Consider the following 24,075-nt stretch of genomic DNA (forward strand, 5'->3'; position numbering starts at 1 on the left):
AACCGCTTTAAAACGTGGCGCCAACTCTATGTTCTGACAGGCGTTTTGCCCACGTATACGAAAAATTGACATTAAACTAGCACGACCAAAGACAACTTTACACCGTCTGTCTCATTTGGCTTGCGCGAATATGTCGATTGGCCATCCAGCCGATGTCAGTAAAAAGTCCTACAGACCTCCAAAACTATTCCGACATCACACCGACTCAGGCATCCACCATCGCCATCGCCTCCTCGACATCCACCGCCACCAGTCGCGAGCAGCCCGGCTCATGCATCGTCACGCCCATCAACTGTTCGGCCATTTCCATGGCGATCTTGTTGTGGGTGATGTAGATGAACTGCACGGTCTGCGACATCTCTTTGACCAGGCGTGCGTAGCGTCCAACGTTAGCGTCATCCAGTGGCGCGTCAACCTCATCGAGCATGCAGAACGGCGCCGGGTTCAACTTGAAGATGGCAAAAACCAGGGCCAGTGCAGTCAGGGCCTTTTCGCCGCCGGAGAGCAAATGGATGGTGCTGTTCTTCTTCCCGGGCGGCTGCGCCATGATCGTCACCCCTGTATCGAGTAGATCTTCGCCCGTCAGTTCCAAATACGCGCGCCCGCCACCGAAAACTTTCGGGAAAAGTGCCTGCAAACCGCCGTTGATCTGATCAAAGGTATCTTTGAAACGGTTGCGGGTTTCCTTGTCGATCTTGCGGATGACGTTTTCCAGGGTCTCCAGCGCCTCGACCAGATCGGCGTCCTGCGCATCCAGATAACGTTTACGCTCCGATTGTTGCGTGTATTCATCGATGGCCGCGAGGTTGATCGCACCCAGGCGCTGAATCCGCGCGTTGATGCGTTCGAGTTCTTCTTCGGCCTCGCGTTCACTGGCTTGCGCCGTCAATGTGGCGAGCACACCGTTGAGATCGTAGCCATCTTCGAGCAGTTGATCCTGCAAAGCCTTGCGCCGTACGGTCAGCGCCTGCCATTCCATGCGCTGTTGTTCGAGCTGGCCGCGAATCAACTGCGATTGCTGCTCGGCCTGGGTGCGGCGTTTTTCCGCGTCGCGCAATTCACGATCGGCGTCTTCCAGGGCGATCTGCGCAGTCTTGAGTTCTTCATCGACGGTCATGCGCTTGTCGAGCAACTCTTCGAGCTTGAGGCGCAACTCTTCCAGCGGTGCCTCGCCCTCCTCCAGATTCAGACTCAACTGTTCGCGCTTTTCAGTCAGGCGTTCGGCCTGCATTTCCAGACGCTCCAGCGCCTGCCGGGTGGAATCGTGCTGGGCACGCAGCGAGCCGAGACGCACGGCCAATTGATGGGCGTGATCCTTGTGCTGCCGGGCTTCCTGACGCACGCGATCAAGGCGCTCGCGCAGGCTGTCGCGCTGGGCCAGCAGCAACTCGCGCTGCTCGGTGTCGAGCGCCATGGCGTCCAGCGCTTCCTGCAATTGCATGCGCGCTTCGCCGACCTGTTCGTGCTCAAGCTCGCGCTGTTCGGCGAGTTCGACCAGTTCTTCATCGAGACGGGTGCGGCGCAATGTCAGCTGTTCGGCTTTGGCCTTACCGGCGGACAACTGCGCTTTCAGTTCGCCTTGCTGGCGCGCTTCGTCCTGCAGCAAGCGGCGCAGATGTTCGCGGCCGTTTTCCTGCTGGCGCTGTTGCGCGCGCAAGGTTTGCAGGCGGGTTTCCATGGCCTCGACGGTGGCTTCGCGCTCTTCGCGTTCAAGCTGCAAGTCTTCGATTTCCTGGCCACGGGCGAGCATGCCGCTTTCCGCTTCGCTGGCGCGACGTACGCGTAAAAAGTGTCGACCCACCCAATAGCCATCGCGGCTGATCAGGCTCTGCCCGGCGCTCAACTGACCGCGCAAGGCCAGTGCCTGTTCAAGGCTGTCGACTGGTTTGACCTGACCAAGCCACGGCGACAGATCGATCTGCGCCTCGACTTTATCCAACAGGCTGCCCGCCACTCGCACGCCATCGCTGGCCGGGCTGAGCAGACGCAAGTCGCCTTGGGTGAAACCGGACAAATCAAAACCGCTGAAGTCGTCGACCAACACCGCTTGCAGATCGGCGCCAAGCACGGTTTCCACCGCCAGCTCCCAACCCGCCTCGACCTTCAGGCCCTCGGCCAGACGCGGACGCTCGGCGAGGTTGTGTTCCTTCAACCATTCAGCAGTGCCAGTGCCGGGATCGAGCGCGGCCTGCTGCAAGGCTTCCAGCGATGCCAAACGCCCGTTGAGCCGCTGCAGATCGCCCTGCGCCTGCTGCTGGGCGGTCAACGCCTGCTGCAATTCCTGACGCAGTTGTTCGAGCTTTTCGACCTGCGCTTCTTCGCTGGTCTGCAAATCTTCGAGAGTCGCTTCGGACTCGGCGAGCTGCTCATTGAGCGCCATGATCGCCGCGTCTTCCGGGTCGGCGGACAGCAACCCGCGCTCTTCAGCGAGGCGCTTCTGTCGGTCAGCCAGACGCTCCATGCTGCTTTCCAGCTGCTGGATTCGCGATTGCTGGACTTCAGCCTGACGGCGCGGTTCGGCAGCGGTCAGGTTGAAAGCATCCCACTGCTCCTGCCAGCCGTGCATGGTGGTTTCGGCTTCTTCGAGGGCCGCAGCGGCTTCCTCGGCGGCGGCGCTGGTAACTTCCTGCTCGGGGGTGAGCATGTCCAGCTCTTCGCCAAGGGTCAGCAACAGCGTGCGGTCGTGGCCAAGGTGCGATTCGGTCTCCAGACGCGCGCGCTCGGCTTCTTTCAGATCGTCCTGCAACTGGCGCAACCGCTGCTGGCCATGCTGAATGCTCTGCTCGACCCGGGCGATGTCGCCGCCGACCGAATAGAAGCGGCCCTGCACCAGATTGAAGCGTTCGGACAGGTCGTGGTGACCGTCGCGCAGGCGCTCGATGGCCGCATCAGCGTTACGCTGTTCAGCGACCAGCGCTTCGAAGCTGACTTCCTGATTGCCGATGATCGACTCGCGCTGGCCGACCTGCTCGTTAAGATCCTGCCAGCGCAGCGCCGACAGTTGCGCCTTGAGCTGACGCTCTTCGGCCTTGAGTTCCTGATACTTTTTCGCGGCCTCGGCCTGACGGTGCAGACGTTCGAGCTGGCGCTCCAGCTCTTCGCGCAGGTCGGTCAGGCGGGCGAGGTTCTCGTGAGTGCGGCGGATGCGGTTTTCAGTCTCGCGGCGACGCTCCTTGTACTTGGAGATGCCCGCCGCTTCTTCGATGAAATTGCGCAGGTCTTCCGGCTTGGATTCGATCAGCTTGGAGATCATCCCCTGTTCGATGATCGAGTAGCTGCGCGGGCCGAGGCCGGTGCCGAGGAAGATATCGGTGATGTCGCGCCGACGGCATTTGGTGCCGTTGAGATAATAAGTGGTCTGGCTGTCGCGGGTAACTTTGCGGCGAATGGAAATCTCCGCATAGGCCGCGTATTCGCCGAGCAGCGTGCCGTCGGAGTTGTCGAAGACCAGTTCGATGCTCGCCTGGCTTACCGGTTTGCGGCTGGTCGAACCGTTGAAGATGACGTCGGTCATCGACTCGCCACGGAGGTTCTTCGCCGAACTTTCGCCCATCACCCAGCGCACGGCGTCGATGATGTTCGACTTGCCGCAACCGTTTGGCCCGACGACCGCCGCCATGTTACTGGGGAAGTTCACCGTGGTCGGGTCGACGAAGGATTTGAACCCCGCCAGTTTGATGCACTTCAGCCGCACGCTCAGGCAACCGTCAGCGCAGACACCACCAGATCGCAGCTGCGCTGGGCATACGCCGTGAGCACGATGCGGATCTGCGGCAAATCACGGGCGAGTACGGCGGCGAGCAAGCGTTCGAACAGTTCGAGGAATTCGCTCATTTCCGCCTTGCGCTGTTCGAGGGCGAGGAAATACGCGCGGCTCATCGCCGGCTGGAGGTTCTCGACGGTTTCTTGCAGGTACGGATTGTTGGCAAACGGATAGGCGGCGCGCATCACCGCAAAGCTGTCATCGACGAAGCTGCGGATATCGCCGCGTTCGTAATTGGCGGTCAGGCGCTGCTGGATCTGCACGAACGGCGCCATGTCCGACTGCACTTGCCAGCCATTGGCCACGGAATTGCCGAGCAGGATGTACAGCTCGCTCATCAGCGTGCACAGGCTCTGCACCTTGTGCGGCGTCAGCTCGGTAACGTGGGCGCCACGACGCGGCAGGATCGCGATCAGGTGACGGCGCTCGAGGATCAGCAAGGCTTCGCGGACCGAACCGCGGCTGACGTTGAGCGCCAGCGTGACCTTCTGTTCCTGGATGCGCTCTCCCGGCTTTATTTCGCCACGAATGATGCGTTCGGCGAGGTGGTGAGCGATTTGCTCGGCGAGGCTGTCCGGCGCCTTGAACGTCATGGTTGTCCTTCAAACTCTATCGATCTGCACAAGCGGCGCAGTGTAGCGCAAATGCGCGGTCATGGCGGAGTGCCCACTCAGCGGTTTTTGGCACGAATCCCGCAAAAAAGCGCAGTGACCGATGAAGGTCAATACTGAATAGACACGCTGTTGATCGACGAAACGGATTTTCCTGACCTTTAAGTCAGAAAACCATTGACCGAAAAGTCAGACCTGCTAAATTCGGTTCACGTCGGTTAACAACAATAATGAGTCTGCGAGGCCTTCCGTGATCCAGTTTTTACTTAACCAGGAACTCCGTAGCGAGCACGCCCTGGACCCGAATCTGACTGTGCTCAATTACCTGCGTGAACACGTGGGCAAGCCCGGCACCAAAGAAGGTTGTGCCAGTGGCGACTGCGGCGCCTGCACCGTGGTGGTTGGCGAGTTGCAGACCGATGACACCGGGCGTGAACATATTCGCTATCGCAGCCTCAACTCGTGCCTGACCTTCGTTTCGTCGTTGCACGGCAAACAACTGATCAGCGTCGAAGACCTCAAGCACAAGGGCGAACTGCACAGCGTGCAGAAAGCCATGGTCGAGTGCCACGGTTCGCAGTGCGGCTTCTGCACCCCCGGTTTTGTGATGTCGTTGTTCGCCCTGCAAAAGAACAGCGATGCGCCGGATCAGGCCAAGGCCCACGAAGCACTGGCCGGCAACCTCTGCCGCTGCACCGGCTACCGGCCTATTCTCGCCGCTGCCGAACAATCCTGCTGCGGCAAGCCAGCGGATCAGTTCGACGCCCGCGAAGCCGAAACCATTGCCCGCCTCAAGGCCATCGCGCCGACCGATATCGGTGAACTCAACAGCGGTGACAAACGCTGCCTGGTGCCGCTGACCGTCGCTGACCTAGCCGATCTCTACGACGCTTATCCCCAAGCCCGCCTGCTCGCCGGCGGCACTGACCTGGCACTGGAAGTCACCCAGTTCCACCGCACCCTGCCGGTGATGATCTACGTCGGTAACGTCGCCGAAATGAAGCGCATCGAAACCTTCGATGACCGCATCGAAATCGGCGCCGCCACCGCCCTCTCCGACTGCTACGAGGCGTTGAATGCCGAGTACCCGGACTTCGGCGAACTGCTGCACCGCTTCGCCTCGTTGCAGATCCGCAACCAAGGCACCCTCGGCGGCAACATCGGCAACGCCTCGCCGATCGGTGACTCGCCACCGCTGCTGATCGCCCTCGGCGCGCAGATCGTGCTGTGCAAAGGCGAAACCCGCCGCACCTTGAACCTGGAAGATTACTTCATCGACTACCGCGTCACCGCGCGCCAGGAAAGCGAATTCATCGAAAAAATCATCGTCCCGCGCGCCAGCGCCGAGCAGTTGTTCCGCGCCTATAAAGTGTCGAAGCGACTGGACGACGACATCTCCGCCGTCTGTGCTGCGTTCAATCTGCGCGTGGAAAATGGCGTGATCAGCGACGCCCGGGTGGCCTTCGGCGGCATGGCGGCAATCCCCAAACGCGCTGCGCATTGCGAAGCCGTGCTGCTTGGTCAGCCGTTCAATAACGCCGTGATCGAACGCGCCTGCGCCGCGCTGGCCGAAGACTTCACGCCACTCTCGGACTTCCGCGCCAGCAAGGAATATCGCCTGCTCAGCGCGCAGAACCTGCTGCGCAAATACTTCATCGAACTGCAAACACCGCACATCGAGACTCGGGTGACCGCTTATGTCTAACCATCACGCCGTAGAGAAGACTCAAGCTGAACTGGCCGAACTGTTCGCCCAGGACCTGACCACCGGTGTCGGCCGCAGCGTCAAGCACGACAGCGCCGCCAAGCATGTGTCCGGTGAAGCGCAGTACATCGATGATCGGCTGGAATTTCCCAACCAATTGCACCTGTATGCGCGCCTGTCGGACCGTGCCCACGCGAAAATCCTCAGCATCGACACGTCGCCGTGCTACGCCTTCGAAGGCGTGCGCATTGTCATCACCCACGAAGACGTGCCGGGCCTGAAGGACATCGGCCCGCTGATGCCGGGTGACCCGCTGCTGGCCATCGATGACGTGCAGTTCGTCGGCCAGCCGGTGCTGGCAGTCGCGGCGAAAGACCTGGAAACCGCGCGCAAGGCAGCAATGGCCGCAATTATCGAATACGAAGATCTGGAACCGGTGCTCGACGTCGTCGAAGCCCTGCGCAAACGCCATTTCGTGCTCGACAGCCACACCCATCAGCGCGGCGACTCGGCCTCTGCACTGGCCACGGCTGAACACCGCATTCAGGGCACGCTGCACATCGGCGGCCAGGAGCACTTCTATCTGGAGACGCAGATCTCCTCGGTGATGCCCACCGAAGACGGCGGCATGATCGTCTACTGCTCGACGCAGAACCCGACCGAAGTGCAAAAACTGGTCGCCGAAGTGCTCGACGTGTCGATGAACAAGATCGTCGTCGACATGCGCCGCATGGGCGGTGGTTTCGGTGGCAAGGAAACCCAGGCTGCGAGCCCGGCGTGCCTGTGCGCGGTGGTCGCGCACCTCACCGGCCAACCGACCAAGATGCGCCTGCCGCGCGTCGAAGACATGCTGATGACCGGCAAGCGCCACCCGTTCTACGTCGAGTACGACGTCGGTTTCGACAGCAGCGGCCGTCTGCACGGGATCAACATGGAGCTGGCCGGCAACTGCGGCTGCTCGCCGGACCTGTCCGCCTCGATCGTTGACCGGGCGATGTTCCACTCGGACAACTCCTACTATCTCGGCGATGCCACCATCAACGGTCACCGTTGCAAGACCAACACCGCCTCGAACACCGCTTATCGTGGTTTCGGTGGCCCGCAAGGCATGGTCGCCATCGAGGAAGTGATGGACGCGATCGCCCGGCACCTGAAGCTCGACCCGCTGGCGGTGCGCAAGGCCAACTACTACGGCAAGACCGAGCGCAACGTCACCCACTACTACCAGACCGTCGAGCACAACATGCTCGAAGAGATGACCGCCGAACTGGAAGAAAGCAGCCAGTACGCCGAGCGCCGCGAAGCGATCCGTCGCTACAACGCCAACAGCCCGATCCTCAAAAAAGGCCTGGCGCTGACGCCGGTGAAATTCGGCATTTCCTTCACCGCCAGTTTCCTCAATCAGGCCGGTGCGCTGATCCACATCTACACCGACGGCAGCATCCACCTGAACCACGGTGGTACGGAAATGGGTCAGGGCCTGAATACCAAAGTCGCTCAGGTCGTGGCGGAAGTTTTTCAGGTCGAAATCGATCGTGTGCAGATCACCGCGACCAACACCGACAAAGTGCCCAACACCTCGCCGACCGCTGCCTCCAGCGGCGCCGACCTGAACGGCAAAGCCGCGCAGAACGCAGCACAGACCATCAAGCAACGCTTGGTCGAGTTCGCCGCGCGGCACTACAGGGTCAGCGAAGAAGACGTCGAATTCCGCAACGGCCACGTGCGGGTGCGCGAGCAGATCCTGACCTTCGAAGCGCTGATCCAGCAGGCGTATTTCAATCAGGTTTCGCTGTCGAGCACTGGCTTCTACAAGACCCCGAAAATCTATTACGACCGCAGTCAGGCGCGGGGCCGTCCGTTCTATTACTTCGCCTTTGGCGCAGCCTGCTGCGAAGTGATCGTCGACACCCTGACCGGCGAGTACAAGATGCTGCGCACCGACATCCTGCATGACGTCGGCGCCTCGCTGAACCCGTCGATCGACATCGGTCAGGTCGAGGGCGGTTTCGTGCAAGGTATGGGCTGGCTGACCATGGAAGAGCTGGTCTGGAACAACAAAGGCAAGCTGATGACCAACGGCCCGGCCAGCTACAAGATCCCGGCGGTGGCGGACATGCCGCTGGATCTGCGAGTGAAGCTGGTGGAAAACCGCAAGAACCCGGAAGACACGGTGTTCCATTCCAAAGCTGTCGGTGAACCGCCGTTCATGCTCGGGATCGCCGCGTGGTGTGCGATCAAGGATGCGGTGGCGAGCCTCGGTGATTATCAGCATCAGCCGAAAATCGACGCCCCGGCGACGCCGGAGCGGGTGTTGTGGGGTTGCGAGCAGATGCGTCAGCTCAAAGCGGTGAAGGCTGTCGAAGCTGAAACCGAGCTGGCTCCGCTCTAGGACCGAGGCGCGGCCATTCGCGAGCAGGCTCGCTCCCACATTGGCAATGCATTCCAAATGTGGGAGCGAGCCTGCTCGCGAAGAGGCCGGCACAGACAACGAAGATGTCGAGGTGAACATGTACAACTGGATCGACGCCCTCGCCGACCTGCAGAATCAGGGCGAGCCCTGTGTGCTGGTGACGATCATCGAAGAACTCGGTTCGACGCCACGCAACGCCGGCTCGAAAATGGTCGTCAGTGCCGACCGCCTGTTCGACACTATTGGTGGCGGGCATCTGGAATTCAAAGCCATGCAGATCGCCCGCGAGATGCTCGCCAGCGGTAAGCAGGACACCCATTTGGAGCGCTTCAGCCTCGGCGCCAGTCTCGGCCAGTGCTGCGGTGGCGCTACGGTGTTGCTGTTCGAACCGATGGGCCAGGTGCAGGCGCAGATTGCCGTGTTCGGTGCCGGCCATGTCGGTCGCGCCCTCGTGCCGCTGCTGGCCAGCCTGCCCTGCCGGGTGCGCTGGATCGATTCGCGCGACGCGGAGTTCCCCGAACACATTCCCCACGGCGTGCGTAAAATCGTCAGCGAAGAACCGGTGGACGAAGTCGATGATCTGCCTGCCGGCAGCTACTGCATCGTCATGACCCACAACCATCAGCTCGATCTGGAGCTGACCGCGGCGATTCTCAAGCGTAACGATTTCACTTGGTTCGGCCTGATCGGCTCGAAAACCAAACGCGCCAAATTCGAACACCGTCTGCGTGATCGTGGTTTCGACCCGAGCGTGGTGCAGCGCATGCGCTGCCCGATGGGCATCGGCGAAGTCAAAGGCAAACTGCCTGTGGAAATCGCCATCTCCATCGCCGGCGAAATCATCGCCACTTACAACGCCAATTTCGGCCAGCACAGCGCCCGCGCCGAACCGATTGCCCGATTGCTGCCCGCCTCGCGCCGCAGTCAGGCCGCCAAACTCAAAGCCTCAAACTGATTAGAGAACCCTCATGCCTCTGACTCGCAAAGCCTACCGCGCCGCCATCCTGCACAGCATCGCCGACCCTGCCGAAGTCGGCATCGAAGCCTCCTATGAATATTTCGAGGATGGCCTGCTGGTGATCGACGACGGCAAGATCAGCGCCCTCGGCCACGCCAGCGAACTGCTGCCGACCCTGCCGGCGGATATCGAGATCAACCATTATCAGGATGCGCTGATCACCCCGGGCTTTATCGACACACACATTCACCTGCCGCAGACCGGCATGGTCGGCTCCTACGGCGAGCAACTGCTCGACTGGCTGAACACCTACACCTTTCCCTGCGAAAGCCAGTTTGGCGACAAGGCTCACGCCGACGAAGTGGCCGATATTTTCATCAAGGAACTGCTGCGCAACGGCACCACCACGGCGCTGGTGTTCGGCAGCGTGCATCCGCAATCGGTGAATTCGTTTTTCGAGGCGGCCGAGAAGCTCGACCTGCGCATGATCGCCGGCAAGGTGATGATGGACCGCAATGCCCCGGACTATCTGGTCGATACCGCCGAATCCAGCTACGTCGACAGCAAGGCGCTGATCGAGCGCTGGCACGGCAAGGGCCGCTTGCACTATGCGGTGACGCCGCGTTTTGCGCCGACCAGCACTCCGGAACAACTGACCCTGGCCGGGCAACTGCTGACGGAATACCCGGATCTGTACATGCAGACCCACATCAGCGAAAACCTCAAGGAAATCGAGTGGGTCAAGGAGCTGTTTCCGGAGCGCAAGGGCTACCTCGACGTCTACGATCACTACCAACTGCTCGGCGAGCGCTCGATATTCGCCCACGGCGTGCACCTGTGTGACGAAGAATGCGCGCGGCTGGCGGAAACCGGCTCGGCGATCTCGTTCTGCCCGACCTCGAACCTGTTCCTCGGCAGCGGCCTGTTCAATTTGCCGATGGCCGAGAAGCACAAGCTCAATGTCGGCCTCGGCACCGACGTCGGCGGCGGCACCAGTTTCTCCCTGCTGCAAACCCTCAACGAAGCCTACAAGGTCATGCAACTGCAGGGCGCGCGGTTGAGCCCGTTCAAGTCGCTGTATCTGGCAACTCTGGGTGGCGCGCGGGCGCTGCGTCTGGAAGACAGGATCGGCAATCTGCAACCGGGCTCCGATGCCGACTTCCTGGTACTGGATTACAACGCCACGCCGCTGCTGAGTTATCGCTTAAAGCAGTCGAATAACATTGCCGAGACATTGTTTGTGTTGATGACCTTGGGCGATGACCGGACGGTGCAGCAGACTTACGCTGCGGGGGCGCTGGTGCATCAGCGCTAACCTCTTCGCACTGATCGTTCCCACGCTCTGCGTGGGAATGCAGCCCGTGACGCTCCGCGTCACTGGACGCGGAGCGTCCCTAGAGGCGTTCCCACGCAGAGCGTGGGAACGATCATCCCCGGTGGTGTTTACCACGGAGGATTTTTGTTGCCGGTCAGGTTGTCTTCGCGAGCAGGCTCGCTCCCACCTTTGAAATGCATTCCCCTGTGGGAGCGAGCCTGCTCGCGAAAGCCGCGACTCGGTTTCAGCTTAGAGCTTGGCCGCTGGACGCCCCGGCTTCTTGGTCTGCAACAAGTGCGAGAACACCGCATGCAGATCATCCGACGCGCCTTCCTCGTCGAGGTTGAGCTTGCTGTCGATGTGATCCATGTGATGCATCATCAGGTTCACCGCCAGTTCACCGTCGCGCTTTTCAATGGCGTCGATCAACTGCGTGTGTTCATCGTACGAGCAGTGCGAGCGGTTGCCGCTTTCATACTGGGCGATGATCAGCGAGGTCTGCGAAACCAGGCTGCGCTGGAAGCTGATCAACGGTGCGTTCATCGCCGCTTCCGCCAGTTTCAGGTGGAATTCGCCTGACAGACGAATACCGGCACCGCGATCGCCGCGCGAGAAGCTGTCGCGCTCATCGTTGACCATCTGCCGCAATTCGGCGATCTGCTCGGCCGTGGCGTGCTGCACGGCCAATTCAGTGATCGCACGCTCGACCAGACGGCGGGCGAGGAACACTTGACGCGCTTCTTCAACACTCGGGCTGGCTACGACGGCGCCACGATTCGGCCGCAACAGCACCACGCCTTCATGGGCCAGACGCGACAGCGCGCGGCGAATGATGGTGCGGCTGACCCCGAAGATTTCCCCCAGCGCCTCTTCGCTCAACTTGGTACCGGGCGCCAGACGCTGTTCGAGGATGGCCTCGAAGATATGCGCGTAGACAATATCGTCCTGGGTTCCGCTGCGGCCGGCTTTGCCTGCTCGCGGTTGTTTCTTGAGGGGTTGCAACTGTTCGTTCATGGGCACTCGAGTCGGGAAAACTGCGGCGAATAGACCGTGACTGTAATACGGCACAGTAGGTCGCTGGCAAGTATCGCGTAAAAAACAGCGCGATTGTACACAATGAATGGTGGCAACACGACTGTACGGCTGTTTGCGCCTGCGGCTGTATTGCAACGGTTTGTCAGGTTTGAGTTTAGGCTTGATCGCAGAATCCGCTGCATGACCGCAATCCCCCGTGGGAGCGAGCCTGCTCGCGAAAGCCATTTCACATTCACTATGAATGTTGACTGACATAGCGCTTTCGCGAGCAGGCTCGCTCCCACAGAGGTTCTGTGTTGTGGCGGACATCTCCATTGGTATAAGGAACACCGCCGTCATGACCGACGCCACCCACGCCCGCCTGCGCCCTCTGGCCGACACTTCGCCTTCCGCCATCGTTGCCGGTTTCATCGCGATGATGACCGGTTACACCAGTTCGCTGGTGCTGATGTTCCAGGCCGGGCAAGCGGCCGGCCTGAGCAGCGGGCAGATTTCTTCGTGGATCTGGGCGATTTCTATCGGCATGGCGTTGTGTTCGATCGGCCTGTCGCTGCGCTATCGCACGCCGATCACCATCGCCTGGTCGACCCCCGGCGCAGCGTTGCTGATCACCAGCCTGGGCGGAGTCAGTTACGGCGAGGCGATCGGCGCATACATCACGTGCGCGGTGCTGGTGACGATCTGCGGCCTGACCGGCAGCTTCGAACGGCTGGTAAAAAAGATCCCGGCCTCTTTGGCGGCAGCTCTGCTGGCAGGGATTCTGTTCAAGATCGGCAGCGAAATCTTCGTCGCCGCGCAACACCGTACCGGGCTGGTGCTGGGAATGTTCTTCACTTATCTACTGGTCAAGCGCCTGTCGCCACGCTATGCGGTGCTCGCAGCGCTGCTGATTGGCACTGCGCTGTCGGGCTTCATGGGGCTGCTGGATTTCAGCGGCTTTCACCTGGAAGTGGCCACCCCGGTGTGGACCACGCCGCACTTCTCCCTGGCCGCTACCATCAGCATCGGCATTCCGCTGTTCGTGGTGGCGATGACCTCGCAGAACATGCCCGGCATCGCCGTGCTGCGCGCCGATGGCTATAACGTCCCGGCCTCGCCACTGATCACCACCACCGGCATTGCCTCCCTGTTGCTGGCGCCGTTCGGCTCACACGGTATTAACCTCGCGGCGATCAGCGCGGCGATCTGCACCGGTCCGCATGCCCATGAAGATCGCAACAAGCGATACACCGCAGCGGTGTGGTGCGGGGTGTTCTACGGGATTGCCGGGGTGTTCGGCGCGACGTTGGCGGCATTGTTTGCGGCGTTGCCGAAAGAACTGGTGCTGTCGATTGCGGCGCTGGCGCTGTTCGGCTCGATCATCAATGGCTTGAGCATTGCCATGAGCGAGGTGAAAGAACGGGAAGCGGCGTTGATCACCTTCATGGTCACGGCGTCCGGGCTGACGCTGTTTTCCATTGGTTCGGCGTTTTGGGGGATCGTGGCGGGGGTTTTGACGCTGGTGATTTTGAATTGGCGCAGAGCTTAAGATCAAAAGCCCCTCACCCTAACCCTCTCCCAAAGGGAGAGGGGACTGACCAAGGTGCTCGGAAGATATACGCCGACGAGGGATATCAAGTCGAACTCACATCCCGAAAAGCCCACAGATCGGCTCCCTCTCCCTCGGGAGAGGGCTGGGGTGACGGGCGAGTCCACCATCAAATCCAAGCCGTATCACCTAAACACCAGACGAAAAAAAACGGCGACCCTCAGGTCGCCGTTTTTTTCAGTATCACTTAGCCGCGTTGATCGGCTTTTCCGGATACCACACATCCAGCAGCGGGCTGACTTCGTACTTGGTCAGCTCGGAGCGGTTTTTCAGCCAGGCTTCAACGGCAGCGCGCTGCTCTTCGTTGACCGAGCCACGCTTCTGCAGGCACACCAGACCGAAGTCGTCGCCGCCAACATAACCCAGACCGTTGGCTTCCATGGCTTCTTTGATGAATGCTTCGAGGAAAGCGTCAATGGCTTCTTCGGACAAGTCTTCTTTGAAGTCCAGGTTCAGTTCGAAACCCAGCTCTTGAAATTCATCTACGCACAGTTTTTTGCGCAGACGCTGGGAACGGTTAGTCGCCATTGGAACAATCCTCTTAAGTAATAACGGCCGGCACTTTACCAGTTTAAGCCGGCGATTGCCCGACTCTCTGGTCGCTGCGGCCGACCGCCTGTAAAAAAATAACCACTTGGCCGGCCCCGACACGGCACAAGCTGTTACAGCTTGGGGCATAATGCCGACACTTTCATGACCACTGAGGGCCTTTTCATCCATGTCCTCGTCTTTTTTCCCCTCTTTTGCAGGGTTTTATTGCATATGATCAAATCGTTGCGTCCACTGTTTCTCGCCGGCCTTCTTCTGCCTCTGGCCCTGCCTGTCTCCGCTGCCACCATCAACACTTCCCTCACCCCGAACGTCGAAAAAGCCCTCAAGGCCAGCAAGCTGCAGCCCACTGCGCTGTCGCTGGTGATGGTGCCGCTCGACGGTCCGGGCACGCCGACGGTGTTCAACGCCGACGTCTCGGTCAATCCGGCCTCGACGATGAAACTGGTCACCACCTACGCGGCGCTGGAAATGCTCGGGCCCAACCATCAGTGGAAAACCGAGTTCTACACCGATGGCACCCTGAGCGGCGGCATTCTCAACGGCAACCTCTACCTCAAGGGCGGCGGTGACCCGAAGCTGAACATGGAAAAACTCTGGCTGTTGATGCGCGACCTGCGCGCCAACGGCGTCACGCAGATTACCGGCGACCTGATCCTCGACCGCAACTTCTTCGTGCAGCCGCAATTGCCGGAATTCAACGATGACGGCAACGACGACAACAAGCCGTTCCTGGTCAAGCCCGACTCGCTGCTGGTCAACCTCAAGGCCCTGCGCTTTGTTGCGCGCAATGACGGTGGCCGCGTGTTGATTTCCGTGGAGCCGCCGATCGCGAACATCCGCATCGAAAACACCGTCAAAGCCCTGCCGTCCAAGCAATGCACCGGCGGCGTGCGCTACAACCCGGTGCCGCAGGCCGATGGCAGCGTGACCGTGACCGTTGGCGGCCAGTTGGGCGAAGGCTGCAGCTCGCAGACTTATCTGTCGCTGCTCGACCACGCGACCTACACCGCCGGCGCCGTGCGGGCGATCTGGAAGGAACTGGGTGGCAGCATTCAGGGCAAGGATCGTCTGGCGCCGACGCCGAGCAGCGCCAAACTGCTTGCCCGTGCGTACTCGCCGGATCTGGCCGAGATCATCCGCGACATTAACAAATACAGTAACAACACCATGGCCCAGCAGCTGTTCCTCAGCCTTGGCCAGCGTTTCCGCAACGATGCCGACGGTGACGACGCCCGGGCTGCGCAGCGCGTGGTGCGTCAGTGGCTGGCGAAGAAAGGCATCACCGCGCCGCATCTGGTGATGGAGAATGGCTCCGGTCTGTCGCGGGCCGAGCGGGTCAGTGCACGTGAGATGGCCAACATGCTGCAAGCCGCCTGGCACAGCCCGTACGCCGCCGAGTACATCAGCTCGCTGCCGATTGCCGGCACCGACGGCACCATGCGCAAACGCCTGAAAACCACGGCGATGCGCGGCGAAGCCCACGTCAAGACCGGCACCCTGAACACCGTGCGCGCGATCGCTGGCTTCAGCCGTGACGTGAACGGCAATACCTGGGCGGTGGTAGCGATCCTCAACGACAAGGCCCCGTTCGGCGCCTCGTCGGTGCTCGATCAGGTGCTGCTGGATCTGTACAAACAGCCGAAACTGCCGCAGACCGCTTCGGTGCTGTAAGCGCAGCAGGTGCAATTGTGGGAGCGAGCCTGCTCGCGAAGGCGTCGGTTCAGTAAGCATGTTCAGTGACTGTCACACCGCTTTCGCGAGCAGGCTCGCTCCCACAGAAAATCAGCGCCAGGTCCCCTCTGCCCCACAGGGTCAGGTGTCAGGTTCGAATCAGCACATCTCCCGCTCAACCCGATCCCGGCCATTCTGCTTCGCTGCATAAACCCCTGAGTCAGCGCGCAGCAACAGCGCATCCGCGCCCTCCCCCGGGCGCCAGCTGGCGATGCCGAAACTCGCGGTGACCAAGCCGACCACATCCACCGGCGCGCTACGCAAACCTTCCCACAACTCCATCGCCAGCATGTAGGCGTGTTCACCGTCGATGTCCGGGCACAGCACCATGAATTCTTCGCCGCCCAAACGGCAGAATACGTCGGTGCGGCGCAAGCGATGGCCGATCCGTTCGCAAACTGCTTGCAGCACGCGGTCGCCGACAGCGTGGCCGAACTGATCGTTGATGCGTTTGAAGTGGTCGATGTCGAGCATGATCACCGACAACTCACCGCCGCCACGCTCGACCCGGGCCATTTCGGTGGTCAGGCGTTCCTGGAAATAGCGGCGGTTGTGTATGCCGGTCAGCGAATCGGTGATCGACAACGCGCGCAATTCTTCTTCCACGCGCTTGAGATCGGAGATATCCGAGATGTAGCCGTGCCACAGCACCCCGCCGCCCGGCAGTTCTTCAGGCGTCGCCTCGCCGCGCACCCAGCGCAGGCCGCGTTCAGGCAGTTGCACGCGGTATTCCTCGCGCCACGGGCTGAGGTTTTCCGCCGATTCGCGGATCGAGCTGCGCACGCGAATCGCATCCTGCGGGTGGATACGACTGAAGATCGCCTCGGAGTCGAGCAGCAGCACATCCGGCTCCAGCTCGTAGATTTCCCGGATGCCATCGCTGGCGTAGATCACGCTGAAGCGTCCGTCGAATTCCATCTTGAATTGGTAGATGCCACCGGGAACATGGGCGCTGAGCTTCTTCAGCAATGTGTCGCGTGCTGCCAGCACCTCGTGCACGCGTTTGCGTTCGGTGATGTCGATGCAGATCGCCAGATGACCGACCCACAGGCCTTGCTCGTCAAGCACCGGGGTGGCGAGCATGTTCACCGGCAGGTGACTGCCATCGCTGCGCACCAGTGTCCACTCGCGCGCTTCATGGCCGCCGACTTCGCCGCCCTCGACCAGCATCGCGTGGCAAGTCGGAATACTTTTGCCGTAGCGCGCACTCAACTCGGCCGAACGCGCCGCCAGTTCCCGTGGCAAATGCAGGTTCTCCAGGGTCATGCGCCCGACCACTTCGGCGCTGCTGTAGCCGAGCATTTGCTCGGCGCCGGGATTGAAAGTGTTGATCACCCCGCGCAGGTCGGTGGCAATGATCGCGACCTGAGTGGCGGCATTCAGCACGCCGCGCAACTGACCGTGGGTGCCGCGCAGTTCCTGCTCGCGCTCGTGCAATTCCTGGGTGCGCACCTCGACCAGCCGCACCGCGCGCTGGCGCTGGCTGACCAGCACGTAAAGCAAGGCGCTGAGCAATGCGCTGAGCAAGCCGCCAAGAATGATCACGCTGCCCACCGACGAATGGTTGGCCTGCATGAACGCCTCGCTCGGAAGGATATCGACCTGATAGTCGTGGTCGGCCATGCGCAGCAAGCGCGTCGCTGCCAGATCGCCGGGCACCGCCTCGTTGCTCGATTCGAACAGCGCCTCGTGCTGATCCTGGGTCGACAGGTCGAGAATGCGCACCGACAGGTAATCGTGCAGGGCATCGGGCAAACCATCGGCGAGCAACTGGCGCATGCTGATCACCGCCATCACATAGCCGAACGGCTGCGATTCTCCGGCGCGACTGACCGGCGCCAGTAGCAACACCCCACGCGCGTAGGACGGCTCAATCCCGACAAGATGCATCGGTTGCGACACCGCCATGCTGCCGAGCTGGTCGGCGCGTTGCAGGGTTTCGCGGCGCAAGGGTTGGGCGAGCAAGTCATAACCCAGTGGTGGCGCCAATCGGCTTTGGGTCTGGGTGTACAGCACCGGCACATATGCGTCACGCGCTGCCGCCAGTTGCAGCTCGCCATTGGCGTCGAGCTCGCGAATGGTGAAGTTGCTCAGGCCTTCGTCACGCACCTGCTGTTCGAACGCGGCGCGTTCGGCACCACTGACTCTCGGGGCATAGGTATAGGCTTGGGTGCGCAGCAATAAAGGGCGGGAGTAGCCGTCGAATTCGGCGCGGGACACCGACTCGGAGTTGGCGAAGAACCGGCGCAGACTATCGAGACGTTGCTCCTGGTCCTGAAAACGTTCGGCGATACGGCTGTAGCGTTCGTTGGCCAGCAGTTGAAAGCGCTGACGCGATTGTTGCTGAAACTGGTTGAAGGTGCCCCACGCGAGCAGCCCGGTGAGAATCCCGCCGGCAAGCAACACCAGCAAAGCGACCAGCCAGGCTGAGACGTCTTCACTGATGAAACCGAGGATTTTCGGGCGCACGGGGTGCAACGGCATAAGCACGACTCACTCCGCCAGATTCACGGGAAAACCCCATTGGCGGTGTGTGAGTTATAGCTATTAGCCACTAATTTAGCCAGCACCGCTGGATCCACCGAGCCGTTAAAAATCAAGGCTCTGTGGATCCAACCAGTGAAAGCGTCAACGAGCCGTGATTTTCCAGGCGCGGTGGATCTTGGTATTGCGGGCGAAATCCGGATCAATGGTCTGCGCACTGATTTCCTCGACCGCATAACGCTCGGCGAGGTTTTCCTCCAACTGGAACTTGCGGAAGTTGTTGGAGAAATACAGCACGCCACCCGGTGCCAGCCGCGCCATCGCCAAGTCGATCAACTGCACCTGATCGCGCTGTACGTCGAAGATGCCTTCCATGCGCTTGGAGTTGGAGAACGTCGGCGGGTCGATGAAGATCAGGTCGTATTCGTCACGGCTGCTTTCCAGCCACGCCATCACATCACCCTGCTCCAGACGATTCTTGTCCGAGAAGCCGTTCAGCGACAGGTTGCGTCGCGCCCAGTCCAGATAGGTTTTCGACAGGTCGACGCTGGTGGTGCTGCGCGCGCCGCCCTTGGCCGCGTGCACGCTGGCGGTCGCGGTGTAGCAAAACAGATTGAGGAAGCGTTTGCCGGCCGCCTCTTTCTGAATGCGCATGCGCATCGGCCGGTGATCGAGGAACAGGCCGGTGTCGAGGTAATCGGTGAGGTTGACCAGCAACTTCACGCCACCTTCATTGACCTCGACGAACTTGCCCTGGGCCGCCTGACGCTCGTACTGCTTGGTGCCGCTCTGCCGCTCGCGGCGCTTGACCACCACGCGGTTCTTGTCGACGTTCAACGCCTGCGGTATGGCCGCCAGCGCATCGAACATGCGCGCCGAGGCTTTTTCCGGGTCGATGGATTTCGGCGCGGCGTATTCCTGAACGTGCACCCAGTCGTGGTACAGGTCGATGGCCATTGCGTATTCCGGCATGTCGGCATCATAGACGCGGTAGCAATCGATACCTTCGCGCTTGACCCACTTGCCCATCGCCTTGAGATTTTTCTGCAAGCGATTGGCAAACATCTGCCCGCCTTCGCTCAGGCGCGGCTGTTCGATCACTGGCGCCGGGGCTGGCGTCGGCTTGATCGGGTTGCCGTTCTTGTTGAACTTGCGCTCTTGCGGCTCGTCCGGGGTCTGGTCGTAAGCCGCTTGCTCGCGCTCGGCCTGGCGCTGTTCCGGAGTGCGGCGTTCGCCAGTGACGAACTGATCGGGCAGAACCTTGATCAGCAGCAGCTTGCACGGCAGCGCGCCGTTCCAGAACGAATATTGTTTATGGCTGCGGATACCCATGCGTTTGCCTAGATCCGGGGCGCCGGTGAACACCGCCGCTTCCCAGTTCAGGCAGGCCTGACGCAGACGCTCGCCGAGATTCTGGTAGAGATACAGCAGGCTGGCTTCGTCACCGAGACGCTCGCCGTACGGCGGGTTGCAGATCACCAGACCTTTCTGGTTCTGGTCCGGGCGCGGCTCGAAGGTCGCCACTTCGCCCTGGTAGATCTTGATCCACTCGCTGAGGCCGGCACGTTCAACGTTGTTGCGGCCTGGCTGAATCAGTCGTGGATCGGCTTCGTAACCGCGAATCCACAGCGGCGGTTTGGCCAGACCGGCAGCGGCGCGCTCGACGGCTTCTTCGTGGAGTTTTTTCCACAGTGCCGGCACGTGACCGAGCCACGCGGTAAAGCCCCACTGCTCGCGACGCAGGTTCGGCGCCATGTCGGCAGCGATCATCCCCGCTTCGACGAGGAACGTACCGACACCGCACATCGGGTCAGCCAGTGCGCCACCTTCGGCGGCAATGCGCGGCCAGCCGGAACGAATGAGGATTGCCGCCGCGAGGTTTTCCTTCAGCGGCGCGGCGCCCTGCTGCAAGCGATAGCCGCGCTGGTGCAGGCTGTGGCCGGACAGGTCGAGGGACAGAATCGCTTCGCCGCGATCCAGTCGCAGGTGAATGCGCAGGTCCGGGTTGAGTTTGTCGATGGATGGACGATCGCCCTGTGGCGTGCGCAGTTTGTCGACGATGGCATCTTTGACTTTCAGCGCGCCGAAGTGGGTGTTGTCGATGCCCGAGCCGTGGCCGCTGAATTCGACGGCCAGGGTGCCGTCGCTGAGCATGTGATCCTGCCAGTCGATGTCGAGCACGCCGTGGTAGAGGTCTTCGGCGTCCTTCATCGGGAAACGCTTGAGCACCAGCAACACACGGTTGGCCAAACGCGACCAGAGGCACAGGCGATAAGCGGTTTCCATGGTCGCCATGCCACGCACGGCGGAGGTGTGCTCGCGCGCTTCTTCAAGGCCAAGCCCGACGGCTTCCTCGATGAGCAGGCCTTCAAGGCCTTTGGGGCAAGTGAGGAAGAGTTCGAAACGATCGGACATGGTAATTCCAGAGCCTTTGGCTAGTGGGCCGGCAACGCATTGCCGACCCGGTTTTCAATCAGGCGCTTTTCTGAAAGAGCGCCCGCGTGGCACGAAGGTGTGCCGTTCCATCCCCGCTGCTCGGGTTAAAAGAGCTTAGATGCCGGGACAGATAAAAAAGTTGGTGAAACAAAAAGACTGAAAGCGACCCTTCGTCGAATATTACCCAAGCGCAAACGTGGGTCATTCTCACTAAAGGATTAACCCCCTGAGCCAGCGGGGCGCCGATCATACCGGGGTTTGCGCAGTGAACGTTGAATAAATACGCGGTTACTTATCGCAATAGCATCCTTTACGTTACGTGCTTATGACAAAACGATCATTCCCTCGGTGTGACTCATTGGTTAGAACTGAACACAGGTTGACGTCGCAACGGCGTCAACACCTTGGCTCGCCACGCCGGCAGCGAGCCGCACGATGGCAGGTTTTTTCTGCCAGACCTCAATTGAGGTCAACGCGACACTACAGTCAACAAGTGAGGGAAACACCCTATGAGAAGACTTAAGCGTGATCCGTTGGAAAGAGCATTTTTGCGCGGATATCAATATGGCGTTGGTGGCAAATCCCGTGAGCTTTGCCCATTTACTCTACCGTCGGTACGTCAAGCCTGGATCAACGGCTGGCGAGAAGGACGCGGCGACAACTGGGACGGTATGACCGGCACTGCGGGAATCCACAGACTCAACGAACTTCACGCCGTCGGCTGACACAGGGCATTTATTCCGACACGACAATCTGAATTTGCATTGAATTAACCACGCACGTCCCTCCCGGACGGCGGGCTACGGCCCAGGGGCTCCTTCGAGGAGCCCTTTTTTATGCCTGCAAAAAGGGTTAACAGGGATCCACGTGGCGAGGGGATTTATCCCCGCTCGGCTGCGCAGCAGTCGCGAAGTCCGAACTTCAATCTACCTGGCATATCACTGTGGAAGGTTTGGGGCTGCTGAGCAGCCCAGCGGGGATAAATCCCCTCGCCACAAAGGCTCCCCAAGGCCTCGGCAATCCTCAGCGCAACGCGGCGATGGCGTCTACCGATTCACGAATCAGCGCCGGGCCTTTGTAGATGAAGCCCGAATAGATCTGCACCAGGCTCGCGCCAGCAATAATTTTCTCCGCCGCGTGTTTGCCCTCGGTAATCCCGCCCGCAGCAATGATCGGCAAACGCCCGGCCAATTCGCCCGCTAGCACCTTCACGGTATGGGTGCTCTTTTCACGCACCGGCGCACCCGACAGACCGCCCGCCTCGTCGCCATGCTCCATGCCTTCGACGCCGACACGGCTAAGAGTCGTATTGGTGGCGATCACCGCATCCATGCCGGTTTCGATCAACGCCTGGGCGACCTGCGCAGTTTCTTCGTCGGTCATGTCCGGCGCGATCTTGATCGCCAGCGGCACATGCTTGCCGTGACGCAGAGCCAGTTCGGCGCGGCGCGTGGCCAGGTCCGCGAGCAATTGTTTGAGCGAGTCGCCGAACTGCAGGCTGCGCAGGCCCGGGGTATTCGGCGAGCTGACGTTGACCGTGATGTAACTGGCGTGGGCGTAGACCTTGTCCAGGCAGATCAGGTAATCATCCACCGCGCGCTCGACCGGGGTATCGAAGTTCTTGCCGATGTTGATGCCCAGCACGCCTTTGTATTTCGCCGCAGCGACCCGCGCCAGCAGGTTATCCACGCCAAGGTTGTTGAAACCCATGCGGTTGATGATCGCCTCGGCTTCCGGCAGGCGGAAGATCCGTGGTTTCGGGTTACCCGGCTGCGGACGCGGGGTCACGGTACCGATTTCGACAAAGCCGAAACCCAGCTGCGCAAAGCCGTCGATGGCCGCGCCGTTCTTGTCCAGACCTGCCGCCAGCCCTACCGGGTTCGGGAACTCCAGGCCCATGACGGTCACCGGCATTTTCGCCGGAGCCTTGCACAGCAAGCCGTTGAGGCCCAAACGTCCACCCGCGCCGATCAGATCCAGCGACAGATCGTGGGAGGTTTCCGGGGAAAGTTTGAACAACAGCTGACGGGCCAGGGTGTACATGGGCGGCAATGACTCGGGCGGCGAAAAGAGGCGGCGATTATAGCCGGGCATCGTCCCCCGGCGCGAGGCGCCTGCGCGAATCAGGCGACTGGCATATGCCTTGCACCACCCCGCTCATCAGTCTGCCGACCAATGACGGCGCGCAGGCCAGGACAATGGCGTCGTCCCCGGGTTTTGCCTGCGCAGAATCCGGGACGACGTTTTTTTTGAGGTAGCGTATGAACGAAACGTCCTTGGGGCCTCTGGCCTGGGTCAATGGCAGCGATGCGCCGGAAAAGAGCGCGATCAATCTCGGATTCATGGCGCTGAGCGACTGCGCCTCGGTGGTGGTCGCCGCCACTCAGGGCTTCGCCCAACCCTACGGCCTGACCCTGAACCTCAAGCGTCAGGCGTCATGGGCCAACTTGCGCGACAAGCTGGTCAGCGGCGAACTGGATGCCGCGCACAGTCTGTACGGGCTGATTTATGCGGTGCACCTGGGCATCGGCGGTGTCGCCCCGACCGACATGGCGGTGCTGATGGGCCTGAACCAGAATGGCCAGAGCCTGAACCTGTCCCATGGCTTGCAACAGGATGGCGTGAACAGTCCTGAAGCGCTCGATCAGCATGTGCACCAAAGCCGCGCAAAACTGACCTTCGCCCAGACCTTCCCCACCGGCACCCATGCGATGTGGCTTTATTACTGGCTGGCGAGCCAGGGCATTCATCCGTTGCAGGACGTCGACAGCGTGGTGGTGCCGCCGCCGCAAATGGTTGCGCACCTGCAAGCCGGGCGCATCGACGGCTTTTGCGTCGGCGAACCGTGGGCGGCCAGCGCCGTGCAGCAGAATCTCGGTTTCACCCTGGCGACCAGCCAGAGCATCTGGCCCGACCACCCGGAAAAAGTCCTCGGCTGCACCCGCGAATTTGTCGAGCAATACCCCAACACCGCGCGGGCGCTGGTCATGGCCATTCTTGAGGCCAGCCGCTTCATCGAAGAAAGCCCGGAAAACCGCCGCAGTACCGCGCAATTGCTCAGCGCCACCGAATACCTCGACACCCCCGCCCCGTGCATCGAGCCGCGTTTCATGGGGGATTACGCCGATGGCCTCGGCAATCGCTGGCAGGACCCGCATGCGCTGCGTTTTCACGGCGGTGGCGAGGTCAATCTGCCGTACCTCTCCGACGGCATGTGGTTCATGACCCAGTTTCGTCGCTGGGGTCTGTTGCGCGAGGATCCGGATTATCTGGCCGTCGCCCGTCAGGTTCAGCGTCTGGATCTGTATCGCGAGGCCGCCAGCGCGGTCGGCGTTGCGACTTCGTACGCAGACCTGCGCAGCAGCCAGTTGCTCGACGGCAAGGTCTGGGACGGCAGCGACCCGGCGGGCTATGCGCGCAGTTTCAAACTGCACGCCCTGAACGACACCGCCCCCCTTCTCGCCCAGCGCTGACAGGAGACCGC

15 protein-coding genes are annotated in these 24,075 nt (G+C 61.0%); 8 read left to right on the forward strand and 7 right to left on the reverse strand.

Annotation, left to right across the window (positions count from 1 at the left end; all coding sequences use genetic code 11):
• Window positions 1-205: 205 nt before the first annotated feature.
• Both smc and ACV8MC_RS24235 read right to left on the reverse strand, forming a co-directional pair.
• Complete coding sequence (gene smc / locus ACV8MC_RS24230; protein ID WP_457263806.1) at window positions 206-3,694, reverse strand: chromosome segregation protein SMC; 3,489 nt, start codon at window positions 3,692-3,694, stop codon at window positions 206-208.
• A 2-nt stretch (window positions 3,695-3,696) separates the two neighbouring features.
• Window positions 3,697-4,356 carry a GntR family transcriptional regulator gene (locus ACV8MC_RS24235; RefSeq protein ID WP_457263807.1) on the reverse strand — a complete coding sequence of 220 codons (660 nt, stop codon included), beginning with the start codon at window positions 4,354-4,356 and terminating at the stop codon, window positions 3,697-3,699.
• Between the two features lie 268 nt (window positions 4,357-4,624).
• Here ACV8MC_RS24235 and xdhA point away from each other — a divergent pair, with 268 nt between their 5' ends.
• From xdhA to guaD, 4 genes are all read left to right on the forward strand, one after another.
• Entirely contained in the window at window positions 4,625-6,079 is a 1,455-nt protein-coding gene (xdhA, locus tag ACV8MC_RS24240) for a xanthine dehydrogenase small subunit (protein ID WP_457263809.1), read from the forward strand.
• Window positions 6,072-8,471 carry a xanthine dehydrogenase molybdopterin binding subunit gene (gene xdhB / locus ACV8MC_RS24245; protein ID WP_457263811.1) on the forward strand — a complete coding sequence of 800 codons (2,400 nt, stop codon included), beginning with the start codon at window positions 6,072-6,074 and terminating at the stop codon, window positions 8,469-8,471. The genes xdhA and xdhB overlap by 8 nt, the downstream gene beginning before the upstream one ends.
• 118 nt (window positions 8,472-8,589) lie before the next feature.
• Window positions 8,590-9,447: a xanthine dehydrogenase accessory protein XdhC gene (xdhC, locus tag ACV8MC_RS24250; protein WP_323621434.1), complete on the forward strand. Its 858-nt coding sequence runs from the start codon at window positions 8,590-8,592 to the stop codon at window positions 9,445-9,447.
• Window positions 9,448-9,460: 13 nt separating this feature from the next.
• A complete protein-coding gene (gene guaD / locus ACV8MC_RS24255; protein WP_457263812.1) occupies window positions 9,461-10,765 on the forward strand; it encodes a guanine deaminase in 1,305 nt (434 codons plus the stop codon).
• A gap of 249 nt (window positions 10,766-11,014) precedes the next feature.
• Here the strand turns inward: guaD and ACV8MC_RS24260 are convergent, their stop codons facing one another.
• Entirely contained in the window at window positions 11,015-11,779 is a 765-nt protein-coding gene (locus tag ACV8MC_RS24260; RefSeq protein WP_007918375.1) for a GntR family transcriptional regulator, read from the reverse strand.
• 358 nt (window positions 11,780-12,137) lie between these two features.
• Here ACV8MC_RS24260 and ACV8MC_RS24265 point away from each other — a divergent pair, with 358 nt between their 5' ends.
• Window positions 12,138-13,328, forward strand: a complete 1,191-nt coding sequence (locus ACV8MC_RS24265; RefSeq protein WP_457263814.1) for a benzoate/H(+) symporter BenE family transporter — start codon at window positions 12,138-12,140, stop codon at window positions 13,326-13,328.
• Between the two features lie 243 nt (window positions 13,329-13,571).
• Here ACV8MC_RS24265 and ACV8MC_RS24270 read toward each other — a convergent pair whose 3' ends face one another.
• Window positions 13,572-13,916, reverse strand: coding sequence for a YggL family protein (locus ACV8MC_RS24270; RefSeq protein WP_016773843.1), 345 nt, complete (start codon window positions 13,914-13,916; stop codon window positions 13,572-13,574).
• A 234-nt stretch (window positions 13,917-14,150) separates the two neighbouring features.
• On the opposite strand from ACV8MC_RS24270, the gene dacB reads away from it, so the two are divergent.
• Window positions 14,151-15,611 carry a D-alanyl-D-alanine carboxypeptidase/D-alanyl-D-alanine endopeptidase gene (gene dacB, locus ACV8MC_RS24275; RefSeq protein ID WP_041479117.1) on the forward strand — a complete coding sequence of 487 codons (1,461 nt, stop codon included), beginning with the start codon at window positions 14,151-14,153 and terminating at the stop codon, window positions 15,609-15,611.
• 159 nt (window positions 15,612-15,770) lie between these two features.
• Here the strand turns inward: dacB and ACV8MC_RS24280 are convergent, their stop codons facing one another.
• A complete protein-coding gene (locus ACV8MC_RS24280; protein WP_457263817.1) occupies window positions 15,771-18,155 on the reverse strand; it encodes a sensor domain-containing diguanylate cyclase in 2,385 nt (794 codons plus the stop codon).
• Window positions 18,156-18,299: 144 nt separating this feature from the next.
• A complete protein-coding gene (gene rlmKL, locus ACV8MC_RS24285; protein WP_024012311.1) occupies window positions 18,300-20,570 on the reverse strand; it encodes a bifunctional 23S rRNA (guanine(2069)-N(7))-methyltransferase RlmK/23S rRNA (guanine(2445)-N(2))-methyltransferase RlmL in 2,271 nt (756 codons plus the stop codon).
• A gap of 530 nt (window positions 20,571-21,100) precedes the next feature.
• Here rlmKL and rmf point away from each other — a divergent pair.
• Window positions 21,101-21,316, forward strand: a complete 216-nt coding sequence (gene rmf, locus ACV8MC_RS24290; RefSeq protein WP_003223300.1) for a ribosome modulation factor — start codon at window positions 21,101-21,103, stop codon at window positions 21,314-21,316.
• Between the two features lie 298 nt (window positions 21,317-21,614).
• Here the strand turns inward: rmf and ACV8MC_RS24295 are convergent, their stop codons facing one another.
• Window positions 21,615-22,634 carry a quinone-dependent dihydroorotate dehydrogenase gene (locus tag ACV8MC_RS24295; RefSeq protein ID WP_457263819.1) on the reverse strand — a complete coding sequence of 340 codons (1,020 nt, stop codon included), beginning with the start codon at window positions 22,632-22,634 and terminating at the stop codon, window positions 21,615-21,617.
• A 218-nt stretch (window positions 22,635-22,852) separates the two neighbouring features.
• On the opposite strand from ACV8MC_RS24295, the gene ACV8MC_RS24300 reads away from it, so the two are divergent.
• Window positions 22,853-24,064: a CmpA/NrtA family ABC transporter substrate-binding protein gene (locus ACV8MC_RS24300; protein WP_457263821.1), complete on the forward strand. Its 1,212-nt coding sequence runs from the start codon at window positions 22,853-22,855 to the stop codon at window positions 24,062-24,064.
• Window positions 24,065-24,075: the final 11 nt, after the last annotated feature.

The organism is Pseudomonas sp. PK-RTE-24, assembly GCF_054052265.1.

Excerpts from the sequence above, each read along its gene's own strand:
- ACV8MC_RS24265 (WP_457263814.1), top strand. The coding sequence starts at position 12,138 with ATGACCGACGCCACCCACGCCCGCCTGCGCCCTCTGGCCGACACTTCG.
- xdhB (WP_457263811.1), top strand. The coding sequence starts at position 6,072 with ATGTCTAACCATCACGCCGTAGAGAAGACTCAAGCTGAACTGGCCGAA.
- rlmKL (WP_024012311.1), bottom strand. The coding sequence starts at position 20,570 with ATGTCCGATCGTTTCGAACTCTTCCTCACTTGCCCCAAAGGCCTTGAA.
- rmf (WP_003223300.1), top strand. The coding sequence starts at position 21,101 with ATGAGAAGACTTAAGCGTGATCCGTTGGAAAGAGCATTTTTGCGCGGA.
- ACV8MC_RS24300 (WP_457263821.1), top strand. The coding sequence starts at position 22,853 with ATGAACGAAACGTCCTTGGGGCCTCTGGCCTGGGTCAATGGCAGCGAT.
- ACV8MC_RS24260 (WP_007918375.1), bottom strand. The coding sequence starts at position 11,779 with ATGAACGAACAGTTGCAACCCCTCAAGAAACAACCGCGAGCAGGCAAA.
- ACV8MC_RS24270 (WP_016773843.1), bottom strand. The coding sequence starts at position 13,916 with ATGGCGACTAACCGTTCCCAGCGTCTGCGCAAAAAACTGTGCGTAGAT.
- guaD (WP_457263812.1), top strand. The coding sequence starts at position 9,461 with ATGCCTCTGACTCGCAAAGCCTACCGCGCCGCCATCCTGCACAGCATC.
- ACV8MC_RS24295 (WP_457263819.1), bottom strand. The coding sequence starts at position 22,634 with ATGTACACCCTGGCCCGTCAGCTGTTGTTCAAACTTTCCCCGGAAACC.
- ACV8MC_RS24235 (WP_457263807.1), bottom strand. The coding sequence starts at position 4,356 with ATGACGTTCAAGGCGCCGGACAGCCTCGCCGAGCAAATCGCTCACCAC.
- xdhC (WP_323621434.1), top strand. The coding sequence starts at position 8,590 with ATGTACAACTGGATCGACGCCCTCGCCGACCTGCAGAATCAGGGCGAG.
- dacB (WP_041479117.1), top strand. The coding sequence starts at position 14,151 with ATGATCAAATCGTTGCGTCCACTGTTTCTCGCCGGCCTTCTTCTGCCT.
- ACV8MC_RS24280 (WP_457263817.1), bottom strand. The coding sequence starts at position 18,155 with ATGCCGTTGCACCCCGTGCGCCCGAAAATCCTCGGTTTCATCAGTGAA.